A 16,489-nucleotide genomic window follows, 5' to 3' on the forward strand; every position below is an offset into this window, starting at 1 on the left:
GTTGATAGGCTATAGATGTAAAGGCAGTAATGTCAGAGTCGAGTAGTACTAATAACCCGTAAGCTTATGTGTACTCCCCTTGTTTAATACAAGGGGAGGGAAACTTTCTAAAACATAAATATTTGTATTCAAAAAAGTCTAACAAATAGTTAAGATATATCAATATAGTTCAAAAATATTAGTTACGTTTTAGTAACAACCGATTTAAGGTGGTTATTGCAGCGGGGCTCACCTCTATCCATTTCGAACAGAGAAGTTAAGCCCGCTAGCGCAGATGGTACTGCTAACCAGTGGGAGAGTATGTCGCCGCCTTTCTTTAGAATCCCCAATCTCGTATGAGGTTGGGGATTTTTTGTTTTGTATAGTTTCTCCTATTGTAAAGAGATTTTTTTTAAAATAGTTCACTTTTCTCTGTAACGTTTTGTAATTTGTTATACTTACTATGTATAAAACAAACTACCATTAGAATTATGAAGCGTTTATCTTTTATTTATTTTCTTTCTTTTTTTACTATTGCACTAAGTTTTGCACAATCATTACCTAATAAATCGATTCTTTGGGAGATAAGTGGTAATGGATTAGCACAGTCTTCCTATGTTTTGGGTACATTTCATATTCTTTGTGAGGAGGATTTACGTATAAGTGATAAAGTACAGCGTGCTATAAGCTCAACTAAACAGCTTGCATTAGAAGTGAATTTAAGTGATCCTAGTGAATTGAAAGATATTCAATCCTTAATGATTTCGGATAAACTCTGGTCTGATCAATTGAATAAAGAGGAAATACAAGAACTAAAGACTGTCTTAAAAAATGAATATGGAAGAGAATTAGTGGAGGTGGATAATATGTCAACAATGGGATTGATGAGTCTGATGATAGCAAAAACAATTACTTGTTCTGCGAAGGGTTATGATATGGAAGTACTTGCTTTAGCAATGCAAGAGGGGAAAACTATTTTAGGATTGGAGCATTTAAAAGATCAAGTAGAACTTTTAAATGGAATGTATACTGCTAAGGAACTTATAGTACAGTTAAAGCAAGTATCTGAATATACAGGGAATTTTGAAGAGATGAAACAAGCCTTTATTTCTGAAGATATTGAGTTATTGTATCAATATGGAACTGATCCACAATTTATGACTACAGAGAATAAGCGATTTTTATTAGATAGCCGTAACATTAATTGGGTGGATCAAATGCCTAAAATGATGAGTGATAAGTCAACTTTATTTGCTGTCGGAAGTGCTCACTTAGCAGGTGAATTAGGGGTATTGAATTTGCTGAGACTTAAGGGGTATACTGTTAATCCTGTATTTAACTAAATTTATTTGTGTAGTGGATAAAGCTATAGAGAAAGAGTTTCTACTTAAAATAGACACCCATAAAGGCATATTGTATAAAGTCTCCCGTATGTATATGGACAGGCAAAGTGACCAGGAAGATTTGTATCAAGAGATTGTTTTGCAGTTATGGAAGTCTTATTCCAATTTTCAAGGGAGTAGTCAATTCTCTACTTGGATGTATCGCGTAGCTGTAAATACGGCAATTACTTACTTTAAGAAAGATAAGAAAGTTACTGATCAGATAAGTAGGTTAGGTGACAGTGAATTAAAATTACGGAGCTTAGAAAGTGATAATGTAGTTGAAGGACAAATAGATTATTTATATAAAGCTATTTACCAGTTAAATGATGTAGAGAAAGCCTTGATATTTTTGTATTTGGAGGGTTTTTCTCATCAAGAAATTGGAGTAAACCTCGGTATCTCTGAAGGAAATGCTAGAGTAAAATTGAATAGAACAAAGAATAAGTTACAAGAAATTATAAAAAGTCAAGGATATGAATTTTGATGATTTAAAGAAATCGTGGCAAGAACAGAGTATCGAAGATTCTGTTAGTATTTCTAATGATTTAGGTGCACAGGTTAGTCATTTGCCATTAGAGAAGGTTAGAAAGAATGTAAAGAAGGAGATTTGGGTACAAGTTTTATCTGTTATTTTGGTTGCTTTTACCCCACAGTTATTGAAACTTAATGCATCTCGTATCGGTGGATTTTATCTGTTTTATATTTTGTTTGTTTTGATATGTGGGTATTACATTTTTAAGATGTACATCTTTTATAAGAGATCTGCCTCTTTAAACTTGAATAGCAAGGATAGTGTGTATGAGAGTTATTATAGTCTCAAGCTTTATATTCAGTTGTATGAGAGCTTTTCCTATTCGCTTATTCCCTTTGGTATTTTATTGTTATTAGCAGTTACTTCTTCTAACACATTAGATAGTATTCTTAGAGGAGATATAACTTCACTGATTAAACTGGGAATAGCTTCAGTGATTATGTTAGGCTTTATTTATGTGTTATTAAAGATATGGATAAGCAAGCTTTATGGACAATATCTAATACAGATAGAGAATACCTTAGAATTGTTTACGGAACAAGAATAAAAAAATCCCGATAGCTATCGGGATTTTAAGTTTTATATAGTTAGATAAATTTCATCTTCTGTATACGTACAGCATTTAAGATAGCTAATAGTGCTACACCTACATCTGCGAATACTGCCTCCCACATAGTAGCTACACCACCTGCACCTAGTATAAGTACAATGATCTTAACGATTAGAGCTAATGCAATATTCTGTATTACTATCTTACGTGTTTCCCTACCGATATGCATAGCAGTAGCGATCTTAGAAGGTTGATCCGTTTGAATCACAACGTCTGCAGTTTCGATAGCAGCATCACTTCCTAAAGCCCCCATAGCTATACCAACATCACTAAGCGCTAAAACAGGTGCGTCATTAATACCATCACCAACAAATGCTATAGACATATTAGGGTACTCTTTTTTCAGTTTTTCTACTTGCTCCACTTTACCTTCAGGAAGTAATCCACCTATAGCCAAATCAATATTTGTTTCTTTAGCGACCTTCTGTGTAATGGTATTTTTATCACCACTTAGCATTACAGTCTTTTTCACTCCCATTGATTTCATTAAAGCGATAGCATCTTTAGAATCCGCCTTTATTTGATCTGCGATAGTGATATATCCCACATATTCTTTGTTTATAGCTACGACTACGATACTTTCTACTATATCATCTATCAATGTAGGGTACGCTATGTTATAGTGGCTTAAAAGAGCCGCATTACCTACTAAAACTTCTTTATTATCTACTTTACCCATTAATCCTTTACCTGATATCTCGTGTACCTCTTCTGCTACTTTATCAGTAGGATAAGCTTCTACGATGGCTTTAGCGATAGGGTGAGTAGATTGTTTCTCTATAGCAGATACAATATTTACGAAGTCATTTTGTTCAAGACTAGTTTCTACTTTTTGTACTTTAAAAACACCTTCAGTCAGTGTTCCTGTCTTATCCATCACGACGATGTCTAACTTAGCCATAAGCTCTAGATAGTTAGATCCTTTAAAAAGAATACCATTCTTAGAAGCTGCTCCGATACCACCGAAGTATCCTAATGGAACTGAAATAACTAATGCACAAGGACAAGAAATTACTAAGAATACTAATGCTCTACCTAGCCAAGTTTGGAATACGTATTCACTTCCTAGTACGAAATATGGTATTATCGTTAATGCTACTGCTAAGAAGAATACAATAGGTGTATATACCTTAGCGAACTTGCGTATGTATAGTTCTGTTGTTGCTTTTCGAGCACTTGCCTCTTGTACCATTTGAAGGATCTTAGCAAGAGAACTATCTTGATATAATTTAGTAGTCTTGATCTCTACAACATTTTGTAAGTTAATCATTCCTGTAAGTACAGTTTCTCCTTTTTGGTATGTATTCGGTTTACTTTCACCAGTTAAGGCAGAGGTATTAAAGCTACCTTTATCTGTTAGCATTTCACCATCTAGAGGAATCTTTTCACCTACTTTAACTTGGATTATCTCACCGATTTGTACTTCCTCAGGATTGACTACAGTATATTGATTATTCCTAAAGACAGTAGCCTCATTTGGACGTATATCAAGTAATGCCTTAATATTTCCTTTGGCTTTGTTAACAGCACTTTCTTGAAACATTTCTCCTATCGTATAGAAGATCATTACTGCCACACCTTCAGGATATTCTCCTATAAAGAAGGCCCCTATAGTAGCGATTCCCATTAAAGAGAATTCATTAAAGAAGTCACCTTTAGCACCTAATTTTACGGCTTCTTTAAGAACAGGAAATGCAACAGGTAGAAAAGCAACTCCATACCATACTAACCTTAGCGTGTTATTATTAATGAACCATTCTGCTTTTAAAACATAGGCTAAAATAACACCTATAAATAGCATAGCTAAACTAAACCCAACAAAGAGTTTTGTGTTCTCACCTCCGTGGCTGTGGTCGTGATCGTGGTCGTGATCATTGTCATCATTATGATCATGAGAGTGATCGTGAGTATGTTTATCGTTATGAGAGTGATTATGATTTGAATGTTCTTGACACATAATACTTTTGTTTTATTTATAACAAATGTACTAACATATAATCATTATAAATAATCTCAAACTATGTTTGCAATGCTGTTGCATTAACTGTTAATCGACATAATTCTTCTTGAACAAGTACATTAACGGAAAACTTCTACAGCACATCCATACCCCAAAAGCGATCCATATACTATACAGTTTGAAGTCAAAGTAGTCTAAGATTAGTAGAGTAGGTATAAAACCACAGAATGTAGCGAATAGTAGATTGTTGCGCAATACTTTAGCATCTCCCATTCCTTTGAATATTCCGTCAAAGATATAAGCCAATGAGTTGATAGGTTGCATAAACAGTACGAGCCAAAAGATACTTACGAAGACCGTAATAACTTCAGGATCTTGGTTAAACAATAAACCAATTGATTTATAGAATAGGGCACAAATAGCGATAAGTATCAGTGAGATTATAATAGCATATTTACTGATATCTTTGCTCATGGTCCACATCGTTTTATAATTCTTCTGACCCACTAATTTGCCTGATAATGCATTACCTGCACTAGCATACCCATCTATAAAGAATGAAAAGAATAACCATATATTCATCAGTATACTTTGTGCAGCGATGTATTCTTTGCCATATCCAGTAGCATAAGCATTCGCTAAATATATTGCTAAGTTTAGTGTAGCAGTACGGATAATGAAGTTAAAGCTCATTATAATTAATGGCTTTAAGGAAGGATTAATTGTTTTGCGTATTTTTAAACTAAAGGGAGTGTACTTAAAGAAATAGTAGAATGCCATTATGAGCATCACTGTCTGAGCGATTACACTTGCGTAAGCTGCACCTTTAATATGCATAGCAGGTAATATCCCTTCTATTCCAAAAACAAAATAATAGGTTAGTATAACGTTTATGATAGCACCTGTCAGACTACATTTCATTGCCCACATTGTATTTTGTAGCCCTCTAAATACACCGTATAGCGCGAATGTTATCAATGTAAGGGGAAATCCCCAAACTCTTATGAGATAGTAATCTTTAGCATAGGTTAGCAATAAACCCTCGGCATTATAAGCAGTGAATATTTCATTGACAAATAAAGTTGTAAATATAAACAGTAATACACTTAAGAGAAAGTTGAACAAGATTGCTTGTGGAACCAAAGTCTTTACTGCAAAGATGCGATTAGCACCTAAATGTTGAGATACAGTAGCTGATATAGACGTTTTAGTTTGAGCTACTATCCAGATAATGGCTGATAAGAAAGACCCTACTAATCCCACAGCACCTAAGGCTTCTACGCTATTTTCTTTTAGATTACCTACTATAGCGATGTCAGTTAACGAGATTAATGATTCTGATACCCCTGCGAATATCGCAGGTATAGCTAGTTTATTAATATCTGTAAAACTTATTTTGGTTTGCATTGTTCTGATAATCTCTTTAAGAAATGCAAAGGTCGATTAAAAAACAGACAATAAAAAACCACCCTTACCTGTGGTACAGATAAGGGTGGTAAAAAAAAATGTCTCATTAAATAATTAAAAACGCATTCCTACACCAAAACCAATTAACATTGGATCTAGTTTTACTTTTGCAGGGATGTTTAATTGATCAACACCTTGTACTCCTGGAGCAATTAGGTTTGTAGCATCAACAGTAACATCTGTTTTTAAGAATAATTTTTTGAAGTCTACGTTGATAAAGAATTTCTCTGTGATGTCAATATCAAAACCGAATTGGTATCCCCATCCGAATTTATTGTCGTAAGAAATATCTTTTGCTACACCTGATTTTTCATTGTAGAAAATAGTATAGTTAACTCCAACCCCTACGTATGGTTTAAATACTTCACCGAATTTGTGGTGGTATTGGAACATTAATGTTGGAGGTAGTAAGTAAACACTTCCTAAGTCTACATTAGCAGTACCTGGACCTTGTGTGATAGGGTTGTCTAAGCTTGATCCTATTGTACCTACATTGTGTCTTGTAGTACCTAAGATTAATTCAGCTGCTAAGTTTTCTGTGAAGAAGTAAGTAAAGTCTAGTTCAGGTATGAAGTTATTATCTACATCGATTTGACCACCGATAATACCGATATCTGCTCTGTTATGAGGAATAACACCTACTCCACGTAGACGTACTTGCCATTTATAATCTGTTTTTTCAGGTGCACTAGTTGTTTCTTGTGCGAATGCAGAACCGCTCACAAATAATGCAGCTCCTAAAATTGAAAGTAGTAACTTTTTCATAATTGAGATTTTAAATTTCTAAAGTAAAATTACTGTTAAATTTGTATCAGAAATATGACTTTTATCATTTATCTAAAAATTATTACAAAAAGTACTTAATTATTACCTAATTTATAAGAATATTATTTATTGAAATGAACTGTTTTGGTTCTTAAAATGTTGTATATTGATGTATCGTTATTTATATTAAAGGTTAATTGTGTTTAATTTGTTAAAATAATAAAAATTATGAAAACATTAGTTATAGGTGCTTCGTTGAACGAAGAAAGATATTCAAATAAAGCAATTAAGATGCTTAGAGAGTATGAGCATCAGGTCGTGGCTTATGGATTAAAAGAGGGGGTAGTAGTAGATGTTAATATTTTGAAAGAATGGAAGAATTATACAGACATTGATACTATTACGTTATATCTTAATCCTGCACGTCAGGAAGAGTTATATGAAGACATTGTAAAATTAAATCCTCGTAGAGTTATTTTTAATCCGGGTACAGAAAATGAAGAGTTTATGAAGTTGCTTTCTACTCATCACATTAAGTCAGAAGAAGCGTGTACATTAGTATTATTACGAACTAATCAATATTAACCCTGAATCAGCGTTAGCCAAATACTACAAAGCAATTCTACTTCATAGTTCTTTCATTAGCTCTATAACCATACTATAGTATGCTGAAATCACTAATTCAGACCTATTTTGTATAATTACTTTTCGTTTATATGTCTATCGCATATTCTAGGATTAATGTAAAAGAGCGAGGTCTTAAGTAATATTACTTAAGACCTCGCTCTTTATATGTATGATAGGATGTAGCTATTCTGTAATGGCTATCGTTCTTTTTGTACTTGTAGATAATAGAAGTATTACGGTGATTAATCCATTCACTAATATTAGTTCATTATCGAAAATATATCCACCTAGTAAAGCAGCAGAGTTATTGCTAATTAGCAGTGTTAGTAACGGTGATAAAATACATATTATAGGTACTAGTTTATCTTTTACTGTTCTGTTACCAAAAAGAATAGCAAAGGCAAACAGACCTAATAGTGGTCCATACGTATAAGATGCTATCTTAAAGATCATACTGACTACAGAAGCGTCGTTAATGGCATTGAATAGTATAATAACAAGGAACATCAATAAAGAGAAAGCTAGGTGTACTAGTTTTCGCTTCCAAACATTTGAGTTGTCATCTTTCTTTTTATCCATCTGTAGAAAATCAATACAGAATGATGTTGTCAGTGCTGTCAGTGCTGAGTCTGTAGTAGCAAATGTTGCAGCTGTTAATCCTAGTAAGAAAACTATAGCAGGTATAGCGCTTAAGTAATTAAAAGCAATTTCAGGAAATAGTAAATCTGTACGTGGCTTACCTGATGCTAAGTCTAATGGTACTTGTATTCCATATTTCTCAGCATAGATATATAATAATGCACCTACGCCCAAGAAGAATAAGTTGATCACTATAAAGATAGCCGTGAAGGAATACATATTCTTCTGAGCCTCTTTAATATTCTTACAACTCAAGTTTTTTTGCATTAGATCTTGGTCTAGTCCTACCATTGCTAGTGTGACGAATATACCTCCTATGAACTGTTTTAAGAAGTGATATTTAGAAGTGATAAAGTCTTCAAAGAAGAATATCTTTGAGTAGTTGCTGTTTTTTATCGTTTCAAATGCTTCTACAGCTGATAGATCTAGGCTATGGCAGATAAATATAATGGTAAAAATAACAGACGCTACTAAGAAGAATGTTTGTAAGGTATCTGTTACGATGATTGTCTTTAGTCCTCCTTTATAAGTATAAGCATAGATCAGAAGTAATGCTATCAAAACTGTAGCAAAGAATGGAATACCAAAGTAATCAAATACATATCTCTGTAGTACGATTACCACTAGATATAGTCTAAATGCTGAGCCTATAGTTCTACTTAATAAGAAGATAGATGCTGCTGACTTATAACTATAATGACCTAGTTTTTTCTCTATGTACGTATAGATAGAGACTAGATTGTACTTATAATATAATGGCAGTAGAATAGATGCTGTAAGTAAGAATCCAACAGCGTTACCTAATACAAACTGAAAGTACTTAAACTGCTCGCCGTTAGGAGACCCTACTTCTCCGGGTACAGATATAAATGTCACTCCTGATAAGGCTGTACCTATCATCCCGAATGCTACTAGATACCATTTAGCATTTTTATTAGCACTAAAGAATGCATCGTTACTACTATCTTTTCTACTGATGTAATGAGATATGGCTATTAATATCCCGAAGTATATAATGATAATAGATATAATGGTTATTGGAGTCATAGTAGTTGTTTCTATTTTTAGGTATGAGGTCAAAAGTAATTCTTTTTTGGTAATTTTTATATTGAATTTGAAATGCAGTTGATTGGGGGCAATGATATAGCTTATAGCAACAAAATATGTAGATTGCCTTCTGCTAAAAACCTTTATTTGAATAGTTTATTTTTTATCTTTGCACCTATGGAATTTCCTTCAAAATTATTAGAAAAAGCTGTAGAAGAAGTATCGCAATTACCAGGAATAGGTAAGCGTACCGCATTGCGTTTGATGTTGCATATTTTAAAACAACCAGAAGAACAAACACTTCATTTGGCAGAAGCATTGATGAAACTTAGAAAAGAAATTATCTTTTGTAAGAGCTGTCATAATATATCAGATTTAGAGATATGTGATATCTGTGCTAATGATGCACGTGATCATAGTACGATCTGTGTGGTAGAGGATGTACGTGATGTAATGGCACTTGAGAATACACAAATTTTTAAGGGAATTTATCACGTATTAGGAGGGAAAATATCTCCTATAGATGGAGTCGGACCTAGTCAGTTAAATATCCAATCATTAGTAGAAAAGGCGAAAGCAGGAGAGGTAAAAGAAATTATTTTTGCACTTAGTTCAACTATGGAAGGGGATACAACCAACTTTTATATCTATAAACAAGTAAAAGATTATGATGTGATTACTTCTACTATTGCTAGAGGTATCGCAGTAGGAGACGAATTACAGTATGCTGATGAAGTGACATTAGGACGTAGTTTAGTACATCGTGTCCCTTTTGAGAATGCATTTAAAGCTGTTTAAATAAGATATAACCTTAACGGTTGAAAATAAAAGAGATTAAAACCATCGTGATTTTATAAATTTATTTTATGCCTTAAAGCTGTAGATAAAGTTTAAATGAGAATGAATTGTACAAAAACAGATCAAGATTAGTGATTAAAGTACACTGTAGTGTAGTTTTAGAGCGAATTATAGCTATTTTAAATGGAATTCAATTGTAGTAAATGGTAATTACAGCATTAAGGTTAAAACAAAAAACAAGGATGTAGCAAAAAGCTTGTTTTTTATTATATATCTTTGCAAAGTATTGAATATTAATATTCAATAACTTTTTTTAGGCCAATCTTCGAGGCTATTATTTAAAAATAACCGAAACATACGTTAATAGTAAAAAAGAACCATTTTTATGCAGACTTGGTTCGACTGAGTCCATAGTGAGTCCATAATGAGTCCATAGTGACTCCATTAAAATAGCTTTTTTAATGGAGTCACTATGGATACACGATGCTGTCAATTTGCATTCATATGAAAGCAGGTAGAAACTTCATAAATAGGTATTGATAAATAAGGTAGTTTCTTTTTTTCTTGAGAAAAGTGATATGATGTATAATCCTAATTCTATCTGTACACTTGTTTTTGAATTAAAGGAGATAGACAATGTTTATTTTGGACTTAGAATACCTGATTTAATTGAAAATTAGTGAGGTTGAATGAGAGTTGTTAAGAAATGGATTTTCATTTTAACGTATTAAATCTCCTCAAAGCCCTAACTTAGAATGTTTTTATATAGATGTTTTAACACTAAATTAATTGTTAGGCTAGTCTAATTTTGTAATTTTACCAATCTAAAGAATAGTAATATGAAATTATCAAACTTGGTAATAGGGGAGAAAGCTATCATAAAGGGGATAGAACGCGATTGTCCTGCAGAGGTACATCAGCGTTTTTTGGATTTAGGTTTTGTACCTGGAGCAGAAATTTATGTGCATAATATCAGTCCATTAAAAGATCCAGTAGCTTATTCTATTTACAATACGATTATATCACTCCGTCGAGAAGATGCAGTGAGAGTATTAGTGACTTTAGTTAACTAAAAAAAGAGAAGGAGAAAATAGTTATGGCACAATCAGCCTGTGATATATGTGATCTAAATGCAACAGCAGAATTAAAGAAACTAGGTGATACATCTGGTAAGTTTGATTATACGATAGCTTTAGCAGGGAACCCTAATACAGGGAAGAGCACAATATTTAATGCATTAACAGGGTTAAAACAGCATACTGGTAACTGGCCAGGGAAAACAGTAACACGAGCAGAAGGAAGTTTTCAGTTTAAGGATAATAAGTATAAAATTATTGATTTGCCTGGAACCTATTCACTTATGTCTACTTCAGAAGATGAAGAGGTAGCTCGTGACTTTATTCTATTCGGACGTCCTGATGTGACTGTAGTCGTGGTGGATGCTGGGAGACTAGAGCGACACTTAAGCTTAGTAGTACAGATACAAGAAATTACGAATAAAGTAGTAGTCTGTCTTAATCTAATGGATGAAGCTACACGTCATGGTGTAGAAATAGATGTGAGAGGACTATCTCGTGACTTAGGAGTGCCTGTTATTCCTACGTCTGCTCGAAATAAAGAGGGGATTAATGACTTACTATTAGCTATCGATCAAGTAGCTACGGGTAAGTATGTACCTGAACATAAAACAATAACTGGTATATCTGGTGCTTCAAGAGATGCAGTGCAGGATGTAGCTGATAAATTGTTAGCATTAGATGCAGATTTGCCTAGTCCATCGTGGTTAGCAATGCGCTTAATACAGCAAGATACAAATATTCAGACTGCGTTAGTAAATCAAACGTTATCTACTAAAGTTAACAGTGAGAATATAAAAGAGATACTAACTTTAGCAAATCAGTACCATGAGAAGCTTGGCTTTGACTATTCTGATAATGTTGCAGGAGCTATTTTTGCTCAAGTATCAAAAACAGTAAAGAGTACTGTCAAGACAGATGTAAATCAGCGTGCGTTCAGAGTGGATCGTATGATAGATAATGTAGTGACGAGTAAGACATTTGGTTTTCCTATTATGTTATTAATGCTAGGAGGGATACTATGGTTGACTATTATAGGGTCTAACTATCCGTCTAGTGCATTGTCCTATTTATTGTTAGAAGAACTATATCCTATCTTAAGAAGTGGAGCAGAGAGTCTACATTTCCCTTGGTGGTTATCGGGATTCTTAATAGATGGAGTGTATCTTGCTACAGCATGGGTTATAGCAGTAATGCTACCTCCTATGGCTATATTCTTTCCTTTGTTTACTCTATTAGAGGACTTCGGTTATCTGCCTCGTGTGGCATTTAACTTGGATAGACTATTTAAAGGAGCAGGAGCACATGGGAAGCAAGCCTTGACGATGAGTATGGGATTTGGCTGTAATGCAGCTGGAGTAGTGGCTACACGTATTATCAATAGTCCTAGAGAGAAGCTAATTGCTATTATTACGAATAACTTCTCGTTGTGTAACGGTCGTTGGCCTACACAGATATTAATGGCAAGTATATTTATAGGAGCACTAGTACCCTCTTATTTGTCACATACTGTATCTACATTAGCTGTAGTAGGTATTGTGGTATTAGGTATTTCGTTTACTTTCTTTACTTCATGGCTATTATCTAAGACCATGTTGAAAGGACAGGCGTCTTTCTTTACCTTAGAGTTACCACCATATCGTCCACCTAGAGTGTTACAGACTATTTATACCTCTTTAATAGATAGAACACTGATCGTATTATGGAGAGCAGTAATGTTCGCAGCACCTGCAGGAGCTGTGATTTGGTTGATTTGTAATATTGCTATAGGAGATAAAAGTATAGCATTATGGACGATACATGGACTAGATCCTATAGGAGTATTTTTAGGTTTAAATGGAGTGATTTTATTAGCTTACATTGTTGCTATTCCTGCTAATGAGATTGTTATCCCTACTGTGTTAATGTTAACAGCGATGGTATTAGGGGATGCTTCTATTGGTGAAGGAGCAGGTGTAATGTTCGAAGTATCAGATGGGGAAATAGCTAATATTCTACATATGGCAGGTTGGACTACTTTAACTGGGGTTAACTTGATGTTGTTTAGTTTATTGCACAACCCATGTAGTACTACGATTTATACTATTTATAAAGAAACGAATAGTGTGAAGTGGACTACAGTAGCTTCCTTATTACCTGTGTTATTTGGAGTAATAGTGTGTTTTGTTGTAGCTCAAATCTGGTATTTATTTGCGTAGAGTATTTTAGAAATAATTATAGCATTATAACGCTGCCTTGTATTATGCAAGGCAGCGTTTTTTTTATGCCATTTTGTTTATTATTTATGGCTATTAGTGGAGGCTATTTGTACTACTTCTTTAAATAGTTTCACGATATGTGATTTTTGATGCTCCTAATTGTGACTTTAGACTGTTTTAAGAAGAATGCTGTTTGTAAAATGAATAAAATCAAATAATTCAAAAAAATCATAGAATGAATAGTTACATATATTAGTTGAATAATACCATTAAATTACTGATAAATAGGTGGTTTTACTCAAAAAAACAACGGTTTCGCCCTTTTTTTAATGGTTTTATTGAGCTGAGCGAGCTATGTTTGTTTTGTATATCTTATTTTTTAAAAGAGTTTATTGTTTTGAAGTAAATTTGTGTTAAAAATATATAATAATATTATTTGTGTAACATAAATTAATAAAAAATGAAAAAATATTTACTTGTTTTAGTATGTGCGGTGTTCGCTTTATCTGCACAATTCTCTTTTGCTGGTGATCCTAAAAAGGAGGCTGCTCAGTGGAAATATGATATTGAATGTGCGGGTACTGGTAATGAAGGAACGTTCTTGGTAAAAGTGTGGACATATAGTAAAAAAGCTGTTATCCCTAACGAAGAAGCTAAGAAAAATGCTGTACATGGAGTATTGTTCCGTGGTTTTGCAGCTAATGGGATAGGATGTGTATCTCAACGTCCACTTATTAAAGACGCTTCTGTTCAACACGACAAAGCTGATTACTTCGATGCTTTCTTTGGTAAAGAAAGCGCATATTTAAAATATGCCTCTATATCTTCTTCTGTTCCAGAAGTAGTAAAAATCAGTAAAAAAGAGTTTAAAGTAGGCTATGTAGTTACTGTATCTAAAGATTTACTTCGTAAAGACCTTGAGGCAGCAGGTGTTGTTAAAGGTTTATCAGCAGGATTCTAACAAGTAACTATCCTGTATTTACTCTAAAAAATAATGATATGATTAATAAAGTACTGCGTATATCTTTTTTGCTATTAGTAGTAACGTTGGCTTCATGTAAGAGTAAGCCTACTAATACGATGGCTAGTTTTTATACAGATAAGAAAATAGACTGTGTGAGTGCTGATATGTATGGCAATGAAGTTGTACAGGTATTCGCAACAGGTCGAAATAGAAGTACAGCTATAGCTGAGGCAAAAGAAGAAGCGATCAAGACAATCATGTTTAGAGGTATTGTCAGTGATAAGAAGGAGTGTTCTGTAAAACCAATCGTTAAAGAAGCAAATGCAGAAGAGCGATATAAAAAATACTTCGATAAGTTCTTTAAAAAAGGTGGTAAGAACAGAAAATACACTTCTGTTAGAAGAGTGGCCTTTCAAAGCAATGTAGTTAAACATGGGATTACTTATGAATCTTATAGTGTAGAAGTTACAGTTAACCGTAAGGAAATAGAAAAAAGACTTGCAAAAGAAAAAATAATAAAATTTAATAGCTATGAAAAATAAAATCTTAACTGTTTGTTTGTGTCTGTTCAGTGCAGCACTATTCGCACAAGCAAAAAAACCTTCATTAATGGTAGTACCATCAGACTCATGGTGTACTAGTAACCGAGTGATGGAAGTATATTATAATCAAGGAGTAGAAGAATATATTCCGGATTATAAATTAGCATTATTACACGGAGATTTAATGAATGTAATCTCTAAGATAAACATCTTAATGGCAGATAGAGGATTCCCTCTTAAAGATTTGTCTGCTACGATGAAATCAATCAACAAGGTGAATGCAGAAAATAGCCAAATGACTAGTAAAACTTCTGGTGCAGCATTAGCAGAAAGCCCATTAGACCGTATTAGACGTGCAGCTAAGTCTGATATTATCTTAGAAGTGGATTGGCAAGTAAAATCTACTGGTCCTAAAAAATCTATTACTTATAACTTAAGAGCATTAGATGCTTATACTAGTAAACAAGTAGCAGGTGCTCAAGGGACAGGTGCTCCATCATTCTCAGCGGAAGTGGCTGTATTATTAGAAGAGGCAGTATTAGTGAATATGGATAGTTTCGTTAATCAATTGCAAGCTCACTTTGATGATTTATTAACTAATGGTAGAGAGGTAACTCTTGATTTATTAGTGTTTGATAATGGTTCTGGAGTTGATTTAGAGACAGAGTTCGGAGGATCAGAACTTATAGAAGGTATTGATAACTGGATGGCACAGAATACAGTTAATCACCGTTTCAGCAAATCAGATGGTACTGAGACAATGGCTTTATATGAGGGAGTGCGTATCCCGTTATACAAAGCGAATGGAATGGCTCAAGACACTGATGGTTTTGCACGTGAGTTAAGAAGTTTCTTAAAAAAGGCACCTTATAACTTAGAAGTGAAAATCGTGAACAGAGGATTAGGTAGAGCTGCTTTAGTAATCGGTGAGAAGTAATAAATAGACTAATCATGAAGAAAATTATAGGAAGAGTATCAGCCTTATTAGTACTGTTAACTAGTTTAGTTAGCTATGGACAGGAAGGTAAGTGTGAAATAGCTTTTATGTCTTATATACCAGAGCAGACTGATGGTCTTTATTCAGGTGCAGAAGGACAGTTAAAGACTAAATTAAAGAGTATCATATCTTCTAGTGGACTTGGTTCATCTGAAGATTATGCGCAGTTCGCTATTACTCCGGAGTTTAATGTACTAGAAAAGAGTATTCTGCCAGGGCCTCCACGATCATTTGTTTTAGATATAGATATGACTTTGTTTATCGGAGATGCTTTTGGTCAGAAGGTTTTTGCATCTACTACTGTTAATTTAAAAGGAGTAGGAGAAAGTGAAACGAAGGCATATATCAATGCGTTTAAGAAGTTAAACCCTAAGAATAAGGAAGTAGCTGCTTTTATAGAAGAAAGTAAAAAGAAGATTATCGCTTACTATGATGGTAATTACAATACTATTATCAAGAAAGCAGAGACTTTAGCTAATCAAAAGAACTTCGAGGAAGCGATGTTTTTACTAACAGCTATTCCTGACTGTAGTAAAGGATATGACGCAGGTATGAAAGCTGCTGAAAGAGTTTATCAATTATATGTAGATCATGCTTGTATGGAAAACTTTAATAAAGCTAAAGCAGCATGGAATGCACAACAGGATGCTTATGGAGCACATGAAGCAGGTCAGTATTTAGTAGAAATATTCCCTGAGTCTAAATGTTATTCAGCTGCCGTAGCGTTACAACGTGAAATGAAAGCTCAGGTAAAAGCGGACTTAGACTTCGAAGTTAAGATGTATAATGATGCAGTAAGTCTTGAACAACAAAGAATCGAGGCATGGAAAGCAGTAGGAACTGCTTTTGCTAAGAGAAAAGGAGATACTTATGTGGTCTTAAGAAAATAAGCTTAAAATAATT

General features: G+C 33.8%; 15 protein-coding genes and 1 rRNA gene. 12 read left to right on the forward strand and 4 right to left on the reverse strand.

Features of this window, described 5'->3' with window-relative positions; translation table 11 throughout:
* Nucleotides 1–205 precede the first annotated feature (205 nt).
* The 4 genes from rrf (at nucleotide 206) to CF599_RS12240 (ending at nucleotide 2,443) form a co-directional block, all read left to right on the forward strand.
* Nucleotides 206–315: ribosomal RNA gene (gene rrf, locus CF599_RS12225) — 5S ribosomal RNA — on the forward strand.
* Between the two features lie 155 nt (nucleotides 316–470).
* On the forward strand, nucleotides 471–1,322 hold the full coding sequence (locus tag CF599_RS12230) for a TraB/GumN family protein (RefSeq protein WP_121966307.1): 852 nt from the start codon (nucleotides 471–473) through the stop codon (nucleotides 1,320–1,322).
* Nucleotides 1,323–1,410: 88 nt separating this feature from the next.
* Complete coding sequence (locus tag CF599_RS12235; RefSeq protein ID WP_254050299.1) at nucleotides 1,411–1,848, forward strand: sigma-70 family RNA polymerase sigma factor; 438 nt, start codon at nucleotides 1,411–1,413, stop codon at nucleotides 1,846–1,848.
* Nucleotides 1,838–2,443, forward strand: a complete 606-nt coding sequence (locus CF599_RS12240) for a hypothetical protein (RefSeq protein ID WP_121966309.1) — start codon at nucleotides 1,838–1,840, stop codon at nucleotides 2,441–2,443. The genes CF599_RS12235 and CF599_RS12240 overlap by 11 nt, the downstream gene beginning before the upstream one ends.
* Before the next feature lie 40 nt (nucleotides 2,444–2,483).
* On the opposite strand, the gene CF599_RS12245 is transcribed toward CF599_RS12240, so the two are convergent.
* The 3 genes from CF599_RS12245 to CF599_RS12255 all read right to left on the reverse strand — a co-directional run bounded on the left by CF599_RS12245 (nucleotide 2,484) and on the right by CF599_RS12255 (nucleotide 6,698).
* Nucleotides 2,484–4,463, reverse strand: coding sequence for a heavy metal translocating P-type ATPase (locus tag CF599_RS12245; protein WP_121966310.1), 1,980 nt, complete (start codon nucleotides 4,461–4,463; stop codon nucleotides 2,484–2,486).
* Nucleotides 4,464–4,553: 90 nt separating this feature from the next.
* Entirely contained in the window at nucleotides 4,554–5,873 is a 1,320-nt protein-coding gene (locus CF599_RS12250; protein WP_121966311.1) for an MATE family efflux transporter, read from the reverse strand.
* A 114-nt stretch (nucleotides 5,874–5,987) separates the two neighbouring features.
* Nucleotides 5,988–6,698 carry an OmpW family protein gene (locus CF599_RS12255; protein WP_121966312.1) on the reverse strand — a complete coding sequence of 237 codons (711 nt, stop codon included), beginning with the start codon at nucleotides 6,696–6,698 and terminating at the stop codon, nucleotides 5,988–5,990.
* A 228-nt stretch (nucleotides 6,699–6,926) separates the two neighbouring features.
* Here CF599_RS12255 and CF599_RS12260 point away from each other — a divergent pair, with 228 nt between their 5' ends.
* A complete protein-coding gene (locus tag CF599_RS12260) occupies nucleotides 6,927–7,283 on the forward strand; it encodes a CoA-binding protein (RefSeq protein WP_121966313.1) in 357 nt (118 codons plus the stop codon).
* A 225-nt stretch (nucleotides 7,284–7,508) separates the two neighbouring features.
* On the opposite strand, the gene CF599_RS12270 is transcribed toward CF599_RS12260, so the two are convergent.
* Nucleotides 7,509–9,011, reverse strand: coding sequence for a sodium:solute symporter (locus tag CF599_RS12270; RefSeq protein ID WP_121966314.1), 1,503 nt, complete (start codon nucleotides 9,009–9,011; stop codon nucleotides 7,509–7,511).
* A gap of 177 nt (nucleotides 9,012–9,188) precedes the next feature.
* Here CF599_RS12270 and recR point away from each other — a divergent pair, with 177 nt between their 5' ends.
* The 7 genes from recR (at nucleotide 9,189) to CF599_RS12305 (ending at nucleotide 16,476) form a co-directional block, all read left to right on the forward strand.
* Nucleotides 9,189–9,809, forward strand: coding sequence for a recombination mediator RecR (gene recR / locus CF599_RS12275; RefSeq protein WP_121966364.1), 621 nt, complete (start codon nucleotides 9,189–9,191; stop codon nucleotides 9,807–9,809).
* Between the two features lie 839 nt (nucleotides 9,810–10,648).
* Nucleotides 10,649–10,882 carry a FeoA family protein gene (locus tag CF599_RS12280; RefSeq protein ID WP_121966315.1) on the forward strand — a complete coding sequence of 78 codons (234 nt, stop codon included), beginning with the start codon at nucleotides 10,649–10,651 and terminating at the stop codon, nucleotides 10,880–10,882.
* A gap of 23 nt (nucleotides 10,883–10,905) precedes the next feature.
* Nucleotides 10,906–13,083: a ferrous iron transport protein B gene (gene feoB / locus CF599_RS12285; RefSeq protein WP_121966316.1), complete on the forward strand. Its 2,178-nt coding sequence runs from the start codon at nucleotides 10,906–10,908 to the stop codon at nucleotides 13,081–13,083.
* A gap of 460 nt (nucleotides 13,084–13,543) precedes the next feature.
* A complete protein-coding gene (locus CF599_RS12290) occupies nucleotides 13,544–14,044 on the forward strand; it encodes a hypothetical protein (protein ID WP_121966317.1) in 501 nt (166 codons plus the stop codon).
* 38 nt (nucleotides 14,045–14,082) lie between these two features.
* Complete coding sequence (locus CF599_RS12295; RefSeq protein WP_121966318.1) at nucleotides 14,083–14,589, forward strand: hypothetical protein; 507 nt, start codon at nucleotides 14,083–14,085, stop codon at nucleotides 14,587–14,589.
* Complete coding sequence (locus tag CF599_RS12300) at nucleotides 14,579–15,526, forward strand: DUF6175 family protein (RefSeq protein WP_121966319.1); 948 nt, start codon at nucleotides 14,579–14,581, stop codon at nucleotides 15,524–15,526. The genes CF599_RS12295 and CF599_RS12300 overlap by 11 nt, the downstream gene beginning before the upstream one ends.
* Before the next feature lie 14 nt (nucleotides 15,527–15,540).
* Nucleotides 15,541–16,476, forward strand: coding sequence for a hypothetical protein (locus CF599_RS12305; RefSeq protein ID WP_121966320.1), 936 nt, complete (start codon nucleotides 15,541–15,543; stop codon nucleotides 16,474–16,476).
* Nucleotides 16,477–16,489: the final 13 nt, after the last annotated feature.

Source organism: Myroides sp. N17-2, assembly GCF_002286775.1.
Lineage (GTDB): Bacteria > Bacteroidota > Bacteroidia > Flavobacteriales > Flavobacteriaceae > Flavobacterium.

Coding starts and splice junctions, on each gene's coding strand:
- CF599_RS12245 (WP_121966310.1), bottom strand. CDS start 4,463: ATGTGTCAAGAACATTCAAATCATAATCACTCTCATAACGATAAACAT.
- CF599_RS12280 (WP_121966315.1), top strand. CDS start 10,649: ATGAAATTATCAAACTTGGTAATAGGGGAGAAAGCTATCATAAAGGGG.
- CF599_RS12290 (WP_121966317.1), top strand. CDS start 13,544: ATGAAAAAATATTTACTTGTTTTAGTATGTGCGGTGTTCGCTTTATCT.
- CF599_RS12255 (WP_121966312.1), bottom strand. CDS start 6,698: ATGAAAAAGTTACTACTTTCAATTTTAGGAGCTGCATTATTTGTGAGC.
- CF599_RS12260 (WP_121966313.1), top strand. CDS start 6,927: ATGAAAACATTAGTTATAGGTGCTTCGTTGAACGAAGAAAGATATTCA.
- CF599_RS12235 (WP_254050299.1), top strand. CDS start 1,411: ATGTATATGGACAGGCAAAGTGACCAGGAAGATTTGTATCAAGAGATT.
- CF599_RS12270 (WP_121966314.1), bottom strand. CDS start 9,011: ATGACTCCAATAACCATTATATCTATTATCATTATATACTTCGGGATA.
- CF599_RS12300 (WP_121966319.1), top strand. CDS start 14,579: ATGAAAAATAAAATCTTAACTGTTTGTTTGTGTCTGTTCAGTGCAGCA.
- feoB (WP_121966316.1), top strand. CDS start 10,906: ATGGCACAATCAGCCTGTGATATATGTGATCTAAATGCAACAGCAGAA.
- CF599_RS12230 (WP_121966307.1), top strand. CDS start 471: ATGAAGCGTTTATCTTTTATTTATTTTCTTTCTTTTTTTACTATTGCA.
- CF599_RS12295 (WP_121966318.1), top strand. CDS start 14,083: ATGATTAATAAAGTACTGCGTATATCTTTTTTGCTATTAGTAGTAACG.
- CF599_RS12240 (WP_121966309.1), top strand. CDS start 1,838: ATGAATTTTGATGATTTAAAGAAATCGTGGCAAGAACAGAGTATCGAA.
- CF599_RS12305 (WP_121966320.1), top strand. CDS start 15,541: ATGAAGAAAATTATAGGAAGAGTATCAGCCTTATTAGTACTGTTAACT.
- CF599_RS12250 (WP_121966311.1), bottom strand. CDS start 5,873: ATGCAAACCAAAATAAGTTTTACAGATATTAATAAACTAGCTATACCT.
- recR (WP_121966364.1), top strand. CDS start 9,189: ATGGAATTTCCTTCAAAATTATTAGAAAAAGCTGTAGAAGAAGTATCG.